Here is a 17,955-nt window from a genome sequence, read left to right on the forward strand (position 1 = left end):
GGACCTCCCGCCCGTCACTGCCCGGGCACCGGGCCCACCAGGAGCAGGGCGATGTCGTCGCGGCCCCCGGAGGTCCGCCGGGCCTCCCGCAGGAGCTCGTCGGCCAGGTCGTCCAGCGAACGGACGGGCGCCGCGGCGAGCCGGCCGGCGAGTTCCCCGAGCGCCGTCCCCAGATCGGTGCCGGGACGTTCGATCAGGCCGTCGGTGAACAGGGTGAGCACGCTCCCCGGCGGCATGGGCACCTCCGCGGCCCGGTAGTCCGCGGTCACGTCGACACCGAGCAGGAGCCCGGGCGGTACGTCGAGGATCTCCGTGCGACCCGACCGGTGGCGCAGCAGCGCCGGCAGATGGCCGGCGCTCGCCAGCAGCGCGCGGTGCCCGGGCACGTCCAGCTGTGCGTACAGGCAACTGGTGAACAGGTCGGTGTCGAGGTCGTTCAACAGGCGGTTGATCCGGGTCAGCACCTCGTCCGGGGCCGCGCCCGTGCTCGCGTGGGTGTGCACCGCCGTGCGGATCTGGCCCATCAGCGCCGCCGCGTTGACGCTGTGCCCCTGGACGTCGCCGATGACCGCGGCCGCCGCCCCGGCGCCGTCCAGGCGGATCAGGTCGTAGAAGTCGCCGCCGATGTCCATGCCGCTGGTCGCCGGGAGGTAGCGGGCGGCGACGCGCAGGCCGGGCACGTGCGGCAGGGAGTGCGGCAGCAGCGCGGTCTGGAGGGTGCGCGCGACCTGGCTCTTGGTGTCGAACAGCCGGGCACGTTCCAGCGCCTGGGCGATCATGCCGGCCAGCGAGGTCAGGGCGGCGCGCTCGTCGGGCGGGAAGGCGCGGGGGAGGGCGAAGGCCAGGACGCAGCAGCCGATCGTGCGGCCCGAGGCGTTCAGCGGGAGGAACGCCCAGGCGCCCATCCGCGTGTAGGGGGCGACGAGGGGGAAGGCCTGCCGTATCGCGTCGACGTCGCTGAAGAAGAGCGGCGCACCCGTGGCGACGGCGCGGGAGCCCGCGGTGTCGACCGTCAGCGACAGACCGCGGAAGAAGTCCTTGTGGGTCCGGGGGAAACCGTGGGAGGCGACGTCCTGGAACCGCCCCTCGTCCGCGATCAGCAACGACAGGCCGTCGGCCCCGAGGACGGGCATGATCTGCTCGGTGACGGCGGTCGCCACGTCCTGGACGCCGACCGCCTCGGTGAGGGACGAGGCGATGTACAGCAGGTGGTACAGCGCGCCGGCGCGGGTCGGCGCGGTCCCGGAGGGTGTGGCCGGCGGGAGCCGGTCGCCCGCCGGGGCCGGGGCGGTCCGCAGCCGGATGCTGATCCCGGTGGTGCCGGGGTAGAGCCGGAAGGACAGCCAGTCGTCCGGGGGGCGCAGCGCGGTGAAGTCCGTGGGGAGCCGGCTGAACAGCGCGGCCAGGTACGGGTCTTCGTAGGCCGGGTCGATCAGCCAGGGCAGGGACTCCCAGAGACGGGTGTGCATCAGCTCGGCCTTGCCGCGGCCGAGCAGCTCGGCGGCCGTGGCGTTGAGGAAGGTCACCCGCCCCTCCAGGTCCAGCGCGAGCACCCCGTCGTCCAGGCGCTCCGTCAGTTCCGCCGCGGCCTGGGCCTCGGCGGGCGGCAGGGGCGGCGGCGGGTCCGGCGCGAGCACCCGGGGCATGGCGCCCGGCCGCAGCGGCCGCCCCCTGGCGGCGGCCCGCGTCAGCAGCGCGCCCATCCGGTCGGCGGCGTGGGTCACGGCGGCCCGTTCCTCCTGGGCGAGCCGGTCGGGACGGGTGTCGGGCCACAGCAGTTGCAGCACGCCCGACACCGTGGTGCCCGTGTGCAACGGGACGACGTACATCGCCAGCCGGTAGGGCAGTGCGAAGGCGGTGCGCGGGAACCGGCGGGCGAGCTCGTCGTGGCCGTGCACCCAGACCGGACGCCCGTCGCGCGCGACCGTGGAGACGGGCGCGGGTGTCGCGAGCGCCAGCCGCGACCACGGCCGCACCACTCCGGCCGACAGGCCCGTCACCACCGCCAGGCGCAGCGCCTGGGCGTGCGGCACCAGCAGGAAGACTCCGGCAGCGTGGGACCCGGTGATTCTCGCCACCTCGGCCAGAGCCTGGTCGAGTGCGGCCTCTTCCTCCGGCGCGGCGCCGGGCGCTGCGCTCCCGCTCGTCACCCAGCGGCCCCGCGCGGTGACCAACGGGCCGTTCGCCGCCGGGGAACGCCGTTTCGGCGTGGCCGGGGCGCTCCCATATGTGGACGATAGTCCCCGCCGACAGGTGGGGGCATCTCGGCCCGGCCCGGCCCGGCCCCGGGGCCGGGCCGGGGATTCCGGGACCCGGTCCCGGATTCCCCGCGGGAGCGGGAAGGGCTCGCCGTCGCGTCTGGTTTAAAGTTGCAACCACGCCCCCGCCGCGCCCCTCAGCGGCGCCGGACCCCCGAGGAGAAGCACCGCATGCAGCCGGCCGTACTCGACGCACCCGTGACCGTCACGCCCCCGGACGACTCGTCGGGGCCCGCGCACGCCGCAGCCGGGGATGGCGGAGGCGCCCGGCGCGCCACCCACATCGCCATGATGTCGGTCTCCCTCGGCACGGCGGGCCTGGGCGGGCTCTGGCAGTCGGCCTCGGCCACGGTGGCCGCGCCCATCGGGGTCAGCGACGCCCTGTTCGTGGTCAGCGGACTGCTGTGGGTGGTGCTGCTGGCGCAGTACGTGCGGCACGGCGGAGCACGCCGGCGCAACATCCTGGAGGACCTGCGCCACCCCGGTCAGGGCTTCGCGCTCGCGTACGTCCCGATCATCGGCATGCTGGCCACCGGCCACTTCGCTCGCTTCGGGGTCGACGGCGCCCGCTGGTTCTACGCGCTGTTCGCCCTCGCCTCCGCCGCCCTCGCCGCCCGGCTGCTCGCGCACTGGGTGACCGGCGGCCTCGGCTCCGCCCCGCTGCACCCCGGCTACCTGCTGCCGGTGGTCTCCGGACCCTTCATCGCCAGCACCACCGGCACCGCGGTCGCGCTTCCCGACGCGGCCTCGGCCGCCTTCGCGGTGGGCGTCCTGTACTGGCTCGCCTTCGGCACCGTGGTCCTCGGCCGCCTCGTGACGGACGGCCTGCCCGGACCCGCGCGCCCCACGCTGACCGTCCTCACGATCCCGCCGGCCGTCGGCGGCCTCGCCTGGACCGCCGCGCACGGCGGACGGGTCGACGCCGTGGGGTACGGCTTCGCCGGGCTGGTGCTCTTCACCGTCCTGATCGTCCTGTTCCTGGTGCCGCACGTCCGGCAGGAGGGTTTCCACACCGGCTACTGGGTCTTCTCCTTCCCCGCGGCGGCCACCGGCAACTTCCTCGTCCGCTGGCTCCACGGCGCCGCCGTCCCCGGTTGGCAGGGCCTGACCTGGCTGGTGATCGTCCTGGTCGGCGGGGCGTTCCTCGTCCTGTACGCGGCGACCGTCCGGTACGCCGTCCGCGCCGTGGGCCGGCACCGGGCGGTCGCGGGGGCGTAGTGACGGCGGGCCCGCCACGAGGTCAGGTGAAGGGGACCTCGCTGTCGAGGAAGCGGGCGACGTGGGCGCAGAACAGCCGGGGGTACTGGAGGAGCGCCCCGTGGCCCGCGTCCGGGTAGACGACGAGCTGCGCGTGGGGGATGTACTGCGCGAGGATCCACGAATTGACGGTCGGGACCATGATGTCGTCGCTGCCGTTGACGACGAGCGTCGGCTGGGTGATGCGCCGCAGCTCCGTGAACCGCTCGCCCCGTCCGGTGTTCCAGTCGGCACGCAGCGCCTGCTGTGCGCGGACGCTGTCCGGGCCGGATTCGGCGTCGGCGTCCACCGTCCGCTCGTGGCGGTGCAGCCAGAACTCCCGGCAGGCCCGGCGTCCGCCGGGGGAGCCGTCGAAGAAGAGGTACAGGTAGTCCTCCTCGGTCAGGACCTCGTGGGCGGCCACCTCCGCGACCCGTTCGCCGACGCCCGCCATCTCGCCCGCGCGCGGCTTCGTCCCGACCAGGACCAGGCGGCGCACCAGTTCGGGATGGGCCAGAACGAGGGCCTGGCTGACGTACCCGCCCACCGAGAAGCCCGGCAGGTCGACCTCGGGAAGGCCGAGCGCCCGCAGGAACGCGACGGCGTTCCCGGCGAAACCCTCCGCCGATTCCGGCGTCCGGCCGCCCGAGTTCCCCACCCCGGCGTTGTCGAAGAGGATCACCGGCCGGTTCTCGGCGAGGCCGTCCGTGACGAGCGGATCCCAGTGGTCCATGCCCGCGCGGAAGTGCGGGAGCATCAGGAGCGGCGTCCCGGAATCCGCCCCGAAACGGCGATGGGCGTAACGGTCGCCGTCCACCTCGATGTACCGGGTCGGTGCCGTGGTGTGCACGTACGAAGGCATGATGCCGTCCTGCGCTGGGTGAGCCCCCGCCGTCGACGGTGTGCGTGCCGCCGTCGCCAACATTGTCCGGCGCAAGGTTCGGTGCGGCTCAAAAGGCGCAGGCGACGGCAGGGCCTCACCGCGCTCACCGGACCGTGGCCAGCACTTCGTTGAAGGCCTCGGTCGAGCTCGGGTGCGTGTAGATCGTGTCGCGCAGTTCGGTCGCCGTGACCCCGTGCCGCATCGCCAGCGCGACCGTGTTGACGAGCTCCTGGGAGTCGACGCTGAGCAAGGCGGCACCGAGCACCCGGTCCGTCGCCGTGTCGAGGACGAACTTCATCAGCCCCCGCGTTTCCCCGACGATCTTCGCCCGGGGCATCGCGGCGATCTCGCCGACGGCCTTCTCGGCGACGCCGACCGCGTACCCCTGCTCGCGTGCCTGCTTCTCGGTGAGCCCGACGCGGGACAGCGGGGGCGTCGTGAAGAGGGTGTACGGCACGGCCTCGCGGTCGCGTGTCGTCCGCGTGCCGGCACCGGTCAGCTGGTCGGCGACGATCCGGCTGTCGTCGAGCGAGATGTACGTGAACTGGGGCCCGCCGTTGACGTCGCCGACGGCGAAGACGTGCGGCCGGCTGGTGCGCAGGTGCTCGTCCACGGCGACGGCACCCGACTCGGTGGTCCGGATCCCGGCGACCTCAAGGGCGAGCCCCGCGGTGGCGGGTCTGCGCCCGGTCGCGACCAGGACGGCGTCGGCGTCGGCCGTCCGCTCCTGCCCGTCGACGCGGTAGCGCACGGTGGCGTGGTCCGCGGCGTCCGTGACACCCGTGACGGTCGCTCCCGTCACGACGGTGACGCCATCGCCCGCCAGCACGCCCGCCACCGCGTCGGCGACGTCCTCGTCCTCACGCGGCAGCACCCGCGCACCCGCCTCCAGGACCGTCACCTCGGTGCCGAACGCGCGGTACATCCCGGCGAACTCCAGCCCCAGGTAGCCCGCCCCGAGGACCACCATGCGGGCGGGACGCCGCGGGTCCCGCACCAGGTCGGCGCTGGTCCTCGTGTACGCACTGGTGCGCAGCCCGGGGAGGTCGGGCACCACCGGCTCCGCGCCGGTGTTGACGACCACGGTCCGCGCGGTGATGAGCAGGCGATCGGTCCCGGCGCTGACCTCCACCGTCTCCGGGGCGACGAACCGGGCGCGGCCCGTGACGACCGTGACGGAGTCGACGGCGTCGAGCATCTCGAAGTTCTTCGCGCGGAGCGCTTCGGTCAGGCGGGTCGTGCTGTGCACGGCGTCACGGAACCCCGCCTCCGGCGGATCGTCAGGGCGGCGTTCCCCCGCCCGGTGGATCAGCGCCTTCGTCGGTACGCACCCCACGTTGATGCAGGTGCCGCCGTACATCGAGTCCGACTGCTCGACGATGGCGACGCGCTTGCCGAGACGGCCCATCCGTCCGGCCAGGGTCTTGCCGCCCTTCCCGAAACCGATCACGAGGAGATCGACATGCATGGTTTCCATGGCTCTCACCTTGCTCGTCGTCAGGCGAGCTGCCAAGATCAGCAAGTACCGATTTCTATCGAGAAAGTCTCATGGACACCCTGAGCCGCGTGGTCCACCTCGCCAGGCTGCGGGGCAGCGTCGACATCCGCTGCCTGATCGCCGGCCGCCACACCCTGGACAACCCCGCCGGCGGGAGCGGCAGCTCGCCGTTCCACCTGCTGCTCGAGGGCGAATGCACCCTCGAACTGCCCGACCGGAGCATCGAACTGCGCGTGGGCGACATGGTGCTCCTCCCGCGAGGCACGGCGCACCGCATCCACACGCACGGCCCCGGCCCGGCCACGTCGGTCGATCGCCAGGACGTCGGTCCGTACGCCCTGGTGAGCGGGACCGCGCCGGGCGACGACGCGGTGCCCGTCGATCTCTTCTGCGGTCACTACACCTGGGGGCCGGGGGCGGGCCAGGTGCTCATGGGCATGCTGCCCGAGGTGCTGCACGTCCCGCTCGGCACCGGCGCGGGCAGCCCCCTCGCGCTGCTCGGCGCCTTCATGCGCGACGAGGCACGCGCCGCCGGCCCCGGCACGGAGGCCGTCCTCGACTCCCTCTGCGACGTCCTGCTGACGCTGGCCCTGCGCGGGGTGTCCGGCATGGGCCGGGCAGCGTGGCTCGCCTCCACCCGCGGCGTCGTACGGACCGTCACCGACGCCGTCCTGCGGGACCCCGCCCACGACTGGGGCATCGAGAAGTTCGCCGCGCTCACCTCCATGTCCAGGGCGACCTTCATCCGGCACTTCGGCCGGGAGGCCGGGATGAACGCCGGCGAGTTCCTGATGCGGCTGCGCATGCTCCTCGCTGCGGAACTGCTCACGGAGTCCGAGCAGCCGGTCGCCGCCGTCGCCGCCGCCGTGGGGTACGCCTCCGAGTCCGCCTTCGGCCGCGCCTTCCGCCTCGCGGCGGGCGACACCCCCGCCCGGCTCCGTCGCGCGGCCCGTCATGGCCTGCCCGGCGAGGGTGCCTCCGTCCTGAGCCTGCGCGCCGCGACCGGCGGGGGAGCGTCCCGGCCGTGACCGGTCAGTGGCGACGACGCAGGCGGCGGACCCATGTGCGCGGCCCCCGCGCGGAGCGTACGGCCGGGCGGGCCGGGACCGTCGCGCGGGCCGGGCGCCAGGGCTCGTCCGGCGAGTCGAAGGGCAGCCTGCGCTCGGCCTGGGTGCGGATCTCCTGGTGGGCCTCGTAGGACGTGACGCGGAACGCCTCCTCATAGGAGGCCAGCGCGGCGGCGACCGCATGGCCGGCGAGACCGCGGCGCCGGATCACCCGCGCCAGCCAGGCGAACACGCCCATGACCCCGGCCAGTACGGCCGTGAGGATCAGGCAGCCCATGAGGTCGGTCACGGACCACACCCTACGACGGACGCCCCGCCGGGCGCTTCGGTGCCCGCGGGCCGCTTTGTCGGCCGATAAGGTCCGTTGTCGCGGGCCCGGAAAGGATGGTCCCGGGCCGGACGGAGCGGCGGAGGGAGGGCCGGGGATGCCGACGTCGGACGTACGGGAGGCACCGTGCGACGGGCGCACCGTCGAGGAGAGCGCGGCCCGGGCCTGGCGCTTGTCGGCCCGGACGGTCGCCCGGCACGCCGACGACGCAGGCAGCGGGAAGTCCGTTTCCACCTGGCACCCGCACGGCTTTCCCGCCGGGTGCCGGGCAGCAGCCTTCCGCTGCCCCCGCGGCGCAATCAGGCCCGTATCCTCACGGGGCAGCACCCGCGCGAGTTCCTCCCCACGGAACCTCGTTGTGCGCCCGTAACCGGCCAGGACCGAGCAGCGAAGGAGCCCACCGCCGCATGGCCAGCACGTCCGACCCCGTCGACGCCCTCCTGAAGCCGGGGCCGCGGCGGACCCGCCTGCCCGAGCCCGCCGAACGCTCACGGCTGCGCACCGAGTACGGCCTGACCCAGGCGGAGGTCGCCGAGGCGCTCGACGTGACCCGGACGACCGTGGCCGGCTGGGAATCCGGCCGCAGCGAGCCGCAGGGCGCCACCCGCGCCGCGTACGCCAAGCTCCTGGACGGCATCGCCGCCCAACTCGGCGCCACGGAACCCGAGCCCGTGCCCGCCGCCCCGGCGGCCCCCGCCGTCCCAGCCCCTGGACCCGCTGCCGCGCCTGCCGCCGTCACCGCGCCCGCCGCCCGCCCCGCGCGGCCGGCGCACGCCCCCGCGCGCAAGGAAGCGGAGCCCGTGCCCGACGCGGCGGATCCGCGTTTCGCCCACGGCCCGCTCGCCGTGCTGGACGGCGACGGCACCGCCTACTGCGCCGGCGGCCTCGTGCTGCCCTGCCCGGCGACCGATGTCCCCTCGCTCGTCGCGTGGACGCTCACCGAAGCGAGGCTCGGTGCGCCGCGCCTGCACCGCAACGGCAAGGACGCGGACCCGCTGATCGTCCTCACCGCCCCGGCCGCCGAACGCCTCGGCCTGCCCACCGTCCTGGAGGACCGCAGGGCCCTGCGCCTGCCCGCCGACCACAAGGTCGTCCGGCAGATCGCCCGCGCCAAGTGGCAGCTCACCCGCCGCGGGTTCGGCCCCTGGGCCCGCGTGTACCGCCCGGCGCAGGACGGCAGGCGTCAGTGCGTACAACTCGCCGTCCTGCCGTGGGGCGCCCTCGACAGCCGCTCCTGGGGCGACGTCGAGCACCTGCCGCCCCCCGAGCTCGCCCAACTGCTCGCGGACTACGCGCACCGCGTCATCACCCCGCGCGGCTCCACCGCCGTGAGCGGTCTGGAACTGATGACCGCCCTGCGCCCGCCGACCCGCGCCGTCAAGGACCAGGCCACCGGCTCCTGGGTCCCGGCTCCGAACCCCGGTGCCCTCGCGCAGCCCGTGGACCCGGCACCTCCCGAGGCCCCCGACGAACACCCCGTCGTGGCCTCGCTGTTCGCGCGCGGGCACCGCCGCACCCCGGAAGAAGTCCTCGACGAGGAGGCCTTCGAGTGGACCCGGGACCCGCAACTGCTCACCGACGACGAGTGCGCCCGGAAGTACGCCGTCGGGATCGACGTCAACATGGCGTTCGCCGCCGCCGCGAACCGCCTGAACGTGGGCCTCGGCGCCGCCGTCCACGTCCGCGCCCCGGAGTTCGACAAGGCGCTGCCCGGGTCCTGGCTCGTCGACCTCTCGCACATCGACGTCGACCCGCGCCTGCCGAACCCGTTCACCCCCGACGGGACCCGCCCCGGGGGCCCCGCCTGGTATGCCACCCCCACCGTGGCGTACGCGGTCGAACTCGGCCACGACGTGCGCCCGACCGAGGCGTACGTCCGCCCCGAGCACGGCGCCTACCTCGACGCCTGGTACGGCCGCCTGCGCGACGCCTACATGACCACCATGGCCGAACTCGGCGTCGTCTCCGGCATGCCGGAGGCCGAATTCCTCGCCGCGATGGAACACCACAAGGAGGCCGACCCGGCCCGCGCCGGCCTCCTCTCGGCCGTCAAGGCCACCGTCAAGGGCGGCATCGGCAAGCTCCGCGAACGCCCTCAGGGCACCGGCTACCGCCCGGGGGAGCGCTGGCCCGCCCTCGACCGGCCCACGTGGCGCCCCGACATCCGCGCCGCCGTCATCGCCACCGCGCGCGTCAACATGCACCGCAAGATGGTCAGGTTCGCGGCGGTGGGCCTCTTCCCGGTGGCGGTGCTCTCCGACTGCGCCGTGTACCTGTCCGACGGCCCCGGCCCGCTGGACTTCCTGCCGCGCACGCCCGAGGGCAAGCCGCTGCCCGGCGGTTTCCGGCTCGGGGTGTCGCCCGGGATGGTCAAGCACGAGGGCACCCAATCCCTCATGTGGGCCGTGGAGTTGCTCGAGGACGGCCACAACCCCGCCCGCCACATCAAGGGCGGCGACGCCGCACTCGACGGAGAGTAGGAGAGTCCGGTGGGCATGCTCGGCGACGGCCTCGACAAGGCCACGGCGAAGACCCTCACACGGCCCGTGCCCAAGTCGGCGCAGGCCCAGATGCGGTTCCTGGTGAAGCAGGAGAAGGGCACCAGGGCCGTCGCCGCCCTGCTGGGCGTCTCGCAGCGCACCGTCGAGCGCTACCTCACAGGCGAGATCAAACGTCCCCGCAAGGACCTGGCCGGCCGCCTCGAGGACGAGGTCCGCAGACGGTGGCAGCCCCGCGTCCGTGAACGCGCCCGCCGCCACGCGGCCACCACCGGCGGCATCGTGATCGAGACCCGCGCCCGCTTTGGCTTCACGGCCGCCCCGGGCTCCACCGACGACGCCCGCGTCCGCCTCGTCACCCAGGCCCTTCCCCCCGACTACGCCGCCCATCTCTTCACCGCCCGTGCCGCGGGCGCCGGCGAGGACCAACTGCGCGCCATCGCGGCGGAGGGCCTCCAGGAGGTCTACTTCAAGGACCGCGGCCGCCGCGCGCAGGGACTGCACGTCGACTTCACCGACATCGACTACGTCGAGTTCGAGTTCTGAGTGTCGATAGCCTCGGCCAGCTGCTCAGCGTGGCCGTCAGGCAGGGGCCTGAGCGCTCGGTAGTAGGGGTGGTCGTCCGTCTGCCTGTGCCAGTGGCAGACGTTGCGCCGCTGTCGGCGCCAGATGGCGCGGAGTTCGGGATCGTGGGCGCTGTGCGGTGGGCAGGGAGCGAACGTGAAAGGCGCGCACGCGTTCAGGAGCTCGTCGGCGACAGGTCCTGCAAGCCCACCACCCGCAGCAACTGCAAACGCTGGTACGACTCCGTGCCCGGACGGGCCGTGTGAATGACGAGCTGTTGGCTGTGGTCGGAGTTGACCAGGACCTCGCAGTCGAGTTCGAGGATGCCGATCGCAGGGTGCCGGAAGCGTTTCGTGGCGGCGCGGCGTACGGCGACCTCATGTTCGTCCCAGAGGCGGGCGAACTCCTCGCTCGCGGCGCGTAGTTCGGCGACGAGGGAGGAGGGTTCGGGGTCCGTGGGGCGGGCCGCGGCCACCGCTCGCAGGCCGGCGACCTGCTCGCGGGCGCGCTCGGGGCGGTCCTCGGGCGGGAACAGTTCCTGGGCCGCCGGGTCCAGGAAGAATCGGCGGATCATGTTGCGTCCTTGGGGCGGGCGGGCGAGGACGTCTCCGCTCAACGCCCGTGACAGCGCGTTCTGGGCCAGGACCTCGCCGCAGTCGGTCACCACCATCGCCGGGGTGTCGTCCAGCCGGTCCAGCACCAGGAGCAGGCCCGGGCGCACGTGCGTGCTGGTCGCCTCCCGGCGCGGCGGCTGTTCACCGGTGAGGTGGAAGAGGTGGTCGCGTTCGTCCTCCGTCAGGCGCAGGGCGCGGGCCAGCGCGGTGAGCATCTGGCGGGACGGGCTCGGGCCCCGGGACTGTTCCATCCGCGTGTAGTAGTCCACGGACATGCCGGCCAGCTGGGCCACCTCCTCGCGGCGCAGCCCCGGCGTACGGCGGCGGGCGCCGGCGGTGAGGCCCACGTCGGAGGGGTCCAGGCGGGCGCGGGCGCGGCGCAGGAAGTCGGCTAGTTCGCCTCGGTTCACCTCTCCAGGGTGCGGGAGGCCGGCCGGCTTATCCAGGGACTCCCGATCCCCTGATGAAGAGGTCTCTCCCGGTCGTTCCCGTATCCGCCGAGGCTGGTCGTCAACGACAGGCGACACAGCGCGTGAGGAGCACATCATGCTGACTTTGGTGACCGGAACGACGGGACAGGTCGGACGCCGCTTCGTGCCGAGGCTGCTGGCCCAGCGGCAGCCGGGCGAGCAGGTGCGGGTCCTGGTACGGGATGCGACCCGCGGCGAGCGCTTCGGGGAGCTGGGCGCCCAGGTCGCCGTAGGAGACATGCGCGACGAGGAGACACTCGGCAAGGCGCTCGTCGGCGTGGACGCCGTCGTGAACGTCGCCGCCTCCTTCCGCGGGGTGCCGGACGAGGAGGCATGGGCCGTCAACCGGGACGCCGCGGTGGCCCTGGGCCGCGCCGCGCAGGCCTCCGGCGTGGAGCGGTTCGTGCAGGTCAGCACGGGCAATGTGTACGGCGTCGGACGGGGCCGCCCGCTGACCGAGGCGGACGAGAGCCGGCCGGGCGGCGAGATGTGGGGCGCCTACCCCGAGTCCAAGGCCGAGGCCGAGCGTGAACTGCTTGCGCTTGAGAGCCTGGACGTACGCATCGGGCGGCTCCCCTTCGTCTACGGCGAGGGCGACCCGCACCTCACCGACTCCCTGCGTTGGGCCGCCGGTTGGGCGCCGCACCAGCGCCTGCAGATGGCCCACCACGCGGACGTTGCCCAGGGTCTGATGCGTCTGCTGTACGCGCCGGGCATCGCCGGCCGGATCTACAACATCGCCGATGACGCCCCTGTCACGACGGTCGAGCTGTACCAGCTCAACGGCGTCGAGGTGCCCGCCGGGCTCCACGAGCTCACGGACCCCGACCCGTGGTTCGGGATCATGTCCAACCAGCGCATCCGCCGGGAGCTCGGCTTCCGGCCGATCTATCCGAGCGTCTGGACGGCCCGGGACGCCGGAGCCCTGTGACGGTCACCACGCGAGGTTGGTCCCCCCCTCTGATCCGCCCCACCAGCACCGCCCCCGCCACACGGATCACGACCGCCACCAGGTACAGCACCGGTAGCGTCACGATCGGCACCGCGCGGGCAGGATTTGATGCTGCTGCCTTCGGCTCAGGCGGCTGCGGGGCGCAGAGGGGGTGACAGGTAGCGCGCCGTACCGGTGACAACCACTGTGCTTCGCCCGGCCGAAGCCGCAGTTCAGTGGATGCCGGTGGTGACACCCATCGTGCTTCGGCTCAGCACCTCAGCCCTTGACGGCCTCCGCGATCTGCTGGGCGGCCTGGGCGGGCGTGAGGTGCGTGGTGTCGACTACCTCTGCCTCGCCGTGCAACCAGGTGCGGGCCGCCTCGGCGTAGGGCTCGAGGTATCGGAGACGGAACGGGGAATTGGGGCCGAGAACAGTGTCGCCCTCGATGCGCCCGCGGAGGGTGTCCTGGTCGGCGTGGAGGACGAAGTGCCGGACCGGGATGGCATGCCGGGCAAGGCCCGAGCTGATCTCGCGCCAGTACCGCTCGACCAGGACGGTCATGGGCATCACCAGGGTGCCGCCGGTGTAGTCGAGTACCCGCCGGGCGGTCTCGACGACGAGCGGTCGCCACGGCGGCCAGTGCTGGAAGTTGTCCGTCGCGGGCAGCCCGGGCGTGATGTCCATGAGCGTCTCGCCGACCTTCTCGGCGTCGAACACCCGTGAATCCGGGATCAGCGGCTGCAGGAGCGCACTGGTCGTCGTCTTCCCCGCGCCGTGGGTGCCGTTGAGCCATACGATCATGCGTCCCGATGCTAGCGCTGTGCGGGCGGCGGCAAGGCTTCGGGTCCGGCGGTGCCGGCCCGCCTGATGCAGGCAAGACCCTCGGGCCGTCGAAGGAAGCCCTCGGCCGCACGACGATCAGCGCAGCAGACGTGCCATCGCCGCCGACGGCAGGGACGGATTGGCGGCCGCCGCGTGCACCACCTGCGCGTCCTCGTCCGCAAGCAGTTCGGCGATCACCGGGGGCGGCAGGGCCGGGTGGGCCGCGGCCAGGGGCCTTGCCCGTAGGTCGTCGAGGCAGGGGATCAGCGCCGCGGCCGTCGCGTGCCGGTGCCGGGCGATCTCGCGCAGCGCCTTCCGGACGGGGGGCCGGATGTGCGCCAATCGCTCCAGCAGGGCCGCAGTCGCGTCCGGGTTGGCCGCCACCCGCGCGGCGACACGCGCACCATGCCGGTCGATCATGGACGCCAACTGGGCTTCTCTTAGACCGGGATGGGGCGCGAGGGCGCCCACCACCTTCGCGTCCGGGTCGCGGGCCAGGGCGTCGCGGATCTCGTCGGGCAGATCGGTTCGCCCGGCCAGGAACATCCGCAGGACGGGGTTCGGTGAGGTGGCGAGCCCGGCGATCTCGTCGGGAGTGGCCGAGGAGATGCGCGGCAGCGGCGTCGGACCGATCCGGACGGTGGAGGCGAGCCGGTCCAGGACGTCCAGCGGCACCGCCGGGTGGTGTGCGAGCCGTCGCCGCACGTCGTGGCCGAGGTCGACGGCCAGGGTCCGGATCAGTTCCTCGCCGATCCCCGGGTTGTCCGCGAGCTGCGCCCTGACCCAGGGGACGGGGTCGGTTGCGAGCCGCGCGTACACCTGCGGCGGCAGGTCGATCCGCCCGGCCAGTTCCTGGCGCAGCAGCAGGGACGGATGGTCGACGAAGGCTGCGGCGGCGGACGCGGGCGTGGCCGGATTGCCCAGGGCGGCCTGCAGCGTCGCGTGCACGGTGGACTCGTGCGCACCCTCGCAGTGCTCCCCGGGCGGCGTCGGCTCATGCGTCGGCTCATGTTCGCAGACCCGGCAGAAGCGTGCCGGAGGCAGTGCTCCGCCGTCGAGGAGCGCCGCCAGCACATCAGGTGGGGTCGCCTCGTTGACCGCGACCGCGCGACGCACCCCGGCATGCGGGTGCTCCGCCAGGCGGGCGGCGAGATCGGACGTCGTCCACAGCGCGAGTTCCGCGACCACCCCGACCTCGGGGTCCGCCGCGAGGGCACGCGCCACATCCTCGGGGAGACCGGGGCAGCCGGCCAGCTTCTCCCGCTGCTCGACGGACCCCGTGGTGGCCAGCAGGCGCGCCCACTCCGGCGGTCCCGCGCGCCCGTCCAGCAGGGCGAGCGCGACGAACGGCCGGTCGACGGGATCGACATCGGCCGCGGAGAGACGTCCCCCGTACGCCAGGCTCAGGGCGGCGCCCTCGTCGCGCGCGGCCAGGGCCGCCACCTGCGCACGGGTGAGGTCGGGGCGGTCGGCGAGCGCACCGGCGACATCGGCGTCCGCGGTCGCGATCAGACGGTCGACCCATTCGGGCGGCAGCGAGGGATTGCCGGCCAGGCCGTACAGGAGGTCGTTCACAGGGCACCATCGTGGCGCAGGCCAGGCCGGCCGTGCGATGCCGGGGGGCGCCGTCCGGCGTGGGCGGGACCGGAACGGCGAGCAGGGGAAGGCCGTCGGGGAAGGCGAGGGGTCACGTCGTCATGGAGAAGCGCCGGCACACGTGGACGCGGCTGAACTCCGCGCGCATGCGGGTCTCGTCCTCGAGCTTCGCGTGCAGGAAGGCGGCCATGAGCCGCAGGCCGGGGCGCGGGGTGAGGATCGCGCGGTCCGGTTCGCCGGGAGCGGTGTACTGGTGGGCGTACACGTGCAGGTAGTGGTCGCTCTCCGCGAAGCCCATGGCGCGGTACCAGGCGAGGGTGTCCGGGTCGTCGCGGGTCCAGGCGTCGAGGGTCGTCGCGCCCCGCTCGCGGACCTCGGCGCGTGTGCGGTGCAGGAGGGCCCGGCCGAGACCGCGGTGCTGGTGGTCGGGGTGGACCGCGACGGTGTCGATGGTCGCCAGGGCGGTGTCGACGACGGTGTCCATGATGCCGACGACCGTCCCCGACGCGTCGACGGCGACGAGTTCCAGGCCGGGGGCCGGGATCGGCGGCTTGGCGCGGTCGACGTCGTCGTAGTAGGCGGTGCCCAGGAACGAGAGCACCCTGCAGCGCAGCCAGGAGGCCTCGTCCGCAGGGGCGTACTCACGCAGCGTGTAGGTCACGGGGGTGATGCTGTCCGGGCGGGGAGACGCCGCGCAACGCGATTTCCGCCTCCGGCGTGCGCCGTCCCCGCCGTACGACGGTACGACGGGGACGGGGCTGTTACGACCTTCAGGAACGGTGGTACTGAACCGGGGTGGTGACCTTCCCGCCCAGCGCGGTGGCCGCGTGGCGCGCCCAGTAGGGGTCGCGCAGCAGCTCGCGGCCGAGGAGGACGGCGTCGGCCTTGCCGGAGGCGACGATGGTCTGCGCCTGGTCGGGTTCGGTGATCATGCCGACGGCCGCCACGGGCATACCGGTCTCGTTGCGGACGCGCTCGGCGAACGGCACCTGGTAGCCGGGAGACGCGACGATCCTGGCGTTGGGGGCGTTGCCGCCCGTGGAGACGTCCATCAGGTCCACGCCCCGGGCCTGCAGCTCCTTGGCGAGGCGGACGGTGTCGTCGGCGGTCCAGCCCTCGCGGTCGTCGTCGGCGTTCTCGCTCAGCCAGTCGGTCGCGGAGATGCGGAAGAAGACCGGCAGGTCGGTGGGCCAGACGGCGCGGACGGCGTCGACGACCTCCAGGGCGAAGCGGGTGCGGCCGGCGAAGTCCCCGCCGTAGCCGTCGGTGCGGCGGTTGCTGTGCGGGGAGAGGAACTGGTTGATGAGGTATCCGTGGGCCCCGTGGATCTCGGCGACCTGGAACCCGGCGTCCAGGGCGCGCCGGGCGGCCGCGGCGAAGTCCGCCACGATCCGGCCGATCTGCTCGGTGCTGAGCTCCTCCGGTGTGGTGGAGCCGGTGTCGAACGGGACGGCGCTGGGGCCGGCGGGTGTCCAGCCGTGCTGGGTGTCGGGGGTGATGGGGGCGCCGCGGTCGACCCAGGTGCGTTCGGTGGAGGCCTTGCGGCCGGCGTGGGCGAGCTGGATGCCGGGCACGGTGCCCTGGGACTTCAGGAAGGCGGTGATCCGGCGGAAGGCCTCGACCTGGGTGTCGTTCCAGATGCCGAGGTCGTACGGGCTGATCCGGCCCTCGGGGCTGACCGCGGTGGCCTCGGTGATGATCAGTCCGGTGCCGCCGGTGGCCCGGGCCGCCAGGTGCGTGAAGTGCCAGTCGTTCGGCACGCCCGCCTGCTCGCCGTCCGGCGCGGCGCTGTACTGGCACATTGCGGCCATCCAGATCCGGTTCGGAATGGTCAGCGACCGGAGGGTGAAAGGCTCGAACAAGGTGGTGGTCACGAAGCTGTCTCCTCAGGGGGCGGTCGGGGCCGGGTCACGCGGCAACGCGTCGTTGCATCGCTCATGCGTATGCGCCCTACAGGCTCCCTCAATAATTGCACGCGCTGATTAATTCCCGCATCCCGCGTGCAGTGCTCGATCGCCCACAAGTGGATGACGCAGATATCAAGCGTTTGCATTAGTCCGCGTCTGCAAGTAACCTCGATCCTCGTAAGGCGCAATCCCCTCACCTCCCGGCCCCGCGGCGGGGTACCTCGCCCCCCGCGTACGGTCGTCGAAAGGCACCATCATGTCGCTCAAGGAACTCATCCCCGGCCGCCTCGGCTTCGGTACCGCCCCCCTCGGCAACATGTTCCGCGCCATCCCCGAAGAGGAGGTGAGCGCGACCCTGGAGGCCGCCTGGGACCAGGGCGTCCGCTTCTACGACACGGCCCCCTTCTACGGCGCGGGTCTCGCGGAGCTGCGGCTCGGCGAGCTGCTCTCGCGGCGGCCCCGCGACGAGTACGTGCTGGCCACCAAGGTCGGGCGCGTCATCCTGGACGAGCCCGAGCCGGGCGCCCGCGACCTCGGCGAGAAGGGCGGGCTCTTCGAGCACGGCCGTCCGAACGCGATGCTCCACGAATGGACCGCCGACGCCACCGAGCGGTCGATCGAGGGAAGCCTGAAGCGCCTCGGCGTCGACCGCGTGGACATCGTCTGGGTGCACGACATCGCCCAGGACTTCCACGGCGACCTGTGGCTGAGCAAGTTCGAGGAGGCCCGCACGGGCGCCTTCCGGGTGCTGTCCCGGCTCCGCGACGAGGGCGTCATCAAGGCCTGGGGCCTCGGCGTGAACCGGGTCGAGCCCATCGAGCTGACGCTCGACCTGGACGAGCCGCAGCCCGACGGCTTCCTGCTCGCCGGCCGCTACACCCTGCTGGACCACGCGCGACCGCTGGAGCGGCTGCTGCCCAAGGCGCAGGAACAGGGCGTCGGCATGGTCGTCGGCGGCCCCTACAGCTCCGGGGTCCTCGCCGGCGGCACCCACTTCGAGTACCAGGACGCGCCTCCGGAGATCGTCGAGCGCGTACGGCGCATCAAGGAGATCACGGCCCGCCACGGGGTGAGCGTCAAGGCGGCGGCCCTGCAGTTCTCCCTCGCGCACCCGGTGGCCGTCGCCGCCGTCCCCGGCTCGACCAAGCCGGGCCGCATCGCCGAGGACATCGCCGCGCTCAACGAGGACGTCCCGGCCGCCTTCTGGTCCGACCTGCGCGCCTCCGGCCTCGTCAGCCCCGCCGCGCCGCTCCCGAACGGCGCCTGAACGCCCTCGCCCC

15 protein-coding genes are annotated in these 17,955 nt (G+C 73.4%); 6 read left to right on the forward strand and 9 right to left on the reverse strand.

Annotated features, from left to right (window positions below; translation table 11 throughout):
• Window positions 1-14: 14 nt before the first annotated feature.
• Entirely contained in the window at window positions 15-2,150 is a 2,136-nt protein-coding gene (locus PV410_RS14855) for a SpoIIE family protein phosphatase (protein WP_500324685.1), read from the reverse strand.
• 279 nt (window positions 2,151-2,429) lie between these two features.
• On the opposite strand from PV410_RS14855, the gene PV410_RS14860 reads away from it, so the two are divergent.
• Window positions 2,430-3,476 carry a TDT family transporter gene (locus tag PV410_RS14860; protein WP_500324687.1) on the forward strand — a complete coding sequence of 349 codons (1,047 nt, stop codon included), beginning with the start codon at window positions 2,430-2,432 and terminating at the stop codon, window positions 3,474-3,476.
• Window positions 3,477-3,498: 22 nt separating this feature from the next.
• On the opposite strand, the gene PV410_RS14865 is transcribed toward PV410_RS14860, so the two are convergent.
• Both PV410_RS14865 and PV410_RS14870 read right to left on the reverse strand, forming a co-directional pair.
• Window positions 3,499-4,356 carry an alpha/beta fold hydrolase gene (locus PV410_RS14865; protein ID WP_500324689.1) on the reverse strand — a complete coding sequence of 286 codons (858 nt, stop codon included), beginning with the start codon at window positions 4,354-4,356 and terminating at the stop codon, window positions 3,499-3,501.
• 124 nt (window positions 4,357-4,480) lie between these two features.
• Complete coding sequence (locus tag PV410_RS14870) at window positions 4,481-5,854, reverse strand: FAD-dependent oxidoreductase (RefSeq protein ID WP_500324691.1); 1,374 nt, start codon at window positions 5,852-5,854, stop codon at window positions 4,481-4,483.
• A gap of 71 nt (window positions 5,855-5,925) precedes the next feature.
• Here PV410_RS14870 and PV410_RS14875 point away from each other — a divergent pair, with 71 nt between their 5' ends.
• Window positions 5,926-6,903: an AraC family transcriptional regulator gene (locus tag PV410_RS14875; protein ID WP_500324693.1), complete on the forward strand. Its 978-nt coding sequence runs from the start codon at window positions 5,926-5,928 to the stop codon at window positions 6,901-6,903.
• Between the two features lie 4 nt (window positions 6,904-6,907).
• Here the strand turns inward: PV410_RS14875 and PV410_RS14880 are convergent, their stop codons facing one another.
• Window positions 6,908-7,231 carry a hypothetical protein gene (locus PV410_RS14880; protein WP_500324695.1) on the reverse strand — a complete coding sequence of 108 codons (324 nt, stop codon included), beginning with the start codon at window positions 7,229-7,231 and terminating at the stop codon, window positions 6,908-6,910.
• A gap of 446 nt (window positions 7,232-7,677) precedes the next feature.
• On the opposite strand from PV410_RS14880, the gene tap reads away from it, so the two are divergent.
• The gene (tap, locus tag PV410_RS14885) at window positions 7,678-9,750 is read left to right on the forward strand and encodes a telomere-associated protein Tap (RefSeq protein ID WP_500324697.1); all 2,073 of its coding nucleotides are present in this window, start codon (window positions 7,678-7,680) and stop codon (window positions 9,748-9,750) included.
• 15 nt (window positions 9,751-9,765) lie between these two features.
• On the forward strand, window positions 9,766-10,314 hold the full coding sequence (tpg, locus tag PV410_RS14890) for a telomere-protecting terminal protein Tpg (protein WP_500324912.1): 549 nt from the start codon (window positions 9,766-9,768) through the stop codon (window positions 10,312-10,314).
• A 193-nt stretch (window positions 10,315-10,507) separates the two neighbouring features.
• Here tpg and PV410_RS14895 read toward each other — a convergent pair whose 3' ends face one another.
• Complete coding sequence (locus PV410_RS14895) at window positions 10,508-11,356, reverse strand: helix-turn-helix transcriptional regulator (RefSeq protein WP_500324698.1); 849 nt, start codon at window positions 11,354-11,356, stop codon at window positions 10,508-10,510.
• Window positions 11,357-11,492: 136 nt separating this feature from the next.
• Here PV410_RS14895 and PV410_RS14900 point away from each other — a divergent pair, with 136 nt between their 5' ends.
• Window positions 11,493-12,347: an NAD-dependent epimerase/dehydratase family protein gene (locus PV410_RS14900; protein ID WP_500324700.1), complete on the forward strand. Its 855-nt coding sequence runs from the start codon at window positions 11,493-11,495 to the stop codon at window positions 12,345-12,347.
• A gap of 279 nt (window positions 12,348-12,626) precedes the next feature.
• Here PV410_RS14900 and PV410_RS14905 read toward each other — a convergent pair whose 3' ends face one another.
• The 4 genes from PV410_RS14905 to PV410_RS14920 form a co-directional block, all read right to left on the reverse strand.
• Window positions 12,627-13,151 carry a P-loop nucleotide/nucleoside kinase family protein gene (locus PV410_RS14905; protein ID WP_500324702.1) on the reverse strand — a complete coding sequence of 175 codons (525 nt, stop codon included), beginning with the start codon at window positions 13,149-13,151 and terminating at the stop codon, window positions 12,627-12,629.
• 117 nt (window positions 13,152-13,268) lie between these two features.
• On the reverse strand, window positions 13,269-14,747 hold the full coding sequence (locus PV410_RS14910; protein ID WP_500324704.1) for a hypothetical protein: 1,479 nt from the start codon (window positions 14,745-14,747) through the stop codon (window positions 13,269-13,271).
• Between the two features lie 112 nt (window positions 14,748-14,859).
• Window positions 14,860-15,429 (reverse strand): GNAT family N-acetyltransferase, encoded by a 570-nt coding sequence (locus tag PV410_RS14915; protein WP_500324706.1) that lies wholly within the window; start codon window positions 15,427-15,429, stop codon window positions 14,860-14,862.
• Between the two features lie 109 nt (window positions 15,430-15,538).
• A complete protein-coding gene (locus PV410_RS14920; protein ID WP_500324708.1) occupies window positions 15,539-16,642 on the reverse strand; it encodes an NADH:flavin oxidoreductase/NADH oxidase in 1,104 nt (367 codons plus the stop codon).
• Between the two features lie 289 nt (window positions 16,643-16,931).
• Between PV410_RS14920 and PV410_RS14925 the strand changes: the two genes are divergently transcribed.
• Window positions 16,932-17,942: an aldo/keto reductase gene (locus PV410_RS14925; protein ID WP_500324710.1), complete on the forward strand. Its 1,011-nt coding sequence runs from the start codon at window positions 16,932-16,934 to the stop codon at window positions 17,940-17,942.
• Window positions 17,943-17,955 lie beyond the last annotated feature (13 nt).

Origin of the sequence: Streptomyces sp. PA03-5A (assembly GCF_033792725.1) — a bacterium.
Classification (GTDB): Bacteria; Actinomycetota; Actinomycetes; order Streptomycetales; family Streptomycetaceae; genus Actinacidiphila.

Coding starts and splice junctions, on each gene's coding strand:
- PV410_RS14860 (WP_500324687.1), top strand. CDS start 2,430: ATGCAGCCGGCCGTACTCGACGCACCCGTGACCGTCACGCCCCCGGAC.
- PV410_RS14865 (WP_500324689.1), bottom strand. CDS start 4,356: ATGCCTTCGTACGTGCACACCACGGCACCGACCCGGTACATCGAGGTG.
- PV410_RS14870 (WP_500324691.1), bottom strand. CDS start 5,854: ATGGAAACCATGCATGTCGATCTCCTCGTGATCGGTTTCGGGAAGGGC.
- PV410_RS14875 (WP_500324693.1), top strand. CDS start 5,926: ATGGACACCCTGAGCCGCGTGGTCCACCTCGCCAGGCTGCGGGGCAGC.
- tap (WP_500324697.1), top strand. CDS start 7,678: ATGGCCAGCACGTCCGACCCCGTCGACGCCCTCCTGAAGCCGGGGCCG.
- tpg (WP_500324912.1), top strand. CDS start 9,766: ATGCTCGGCGACGGCCTCGACAAGGCCACGGCGAAGACCCTCACACGG.
- PV410_RS14900 (WP_500324700.1), top strand. CDS start 11,493: ATGCTGACTTTGGTGACCGGAACGACGGGACAGGTCGGACGCCGCTTC.
- PV410_RS14905 (WP_500324702.1), bottom strand. CDS start 13,151: ATGATCGTATGGCTCAACGGCACCCACGGCGCGGGGAAGACGACGACC.
- PV410_RS14925 (WP_500324710.1), top strand. CDS start 16,932: ATGTCGCTCAAGGAACTCATCCCCGGCCGCCTCGGCTTCGGTACCGCC.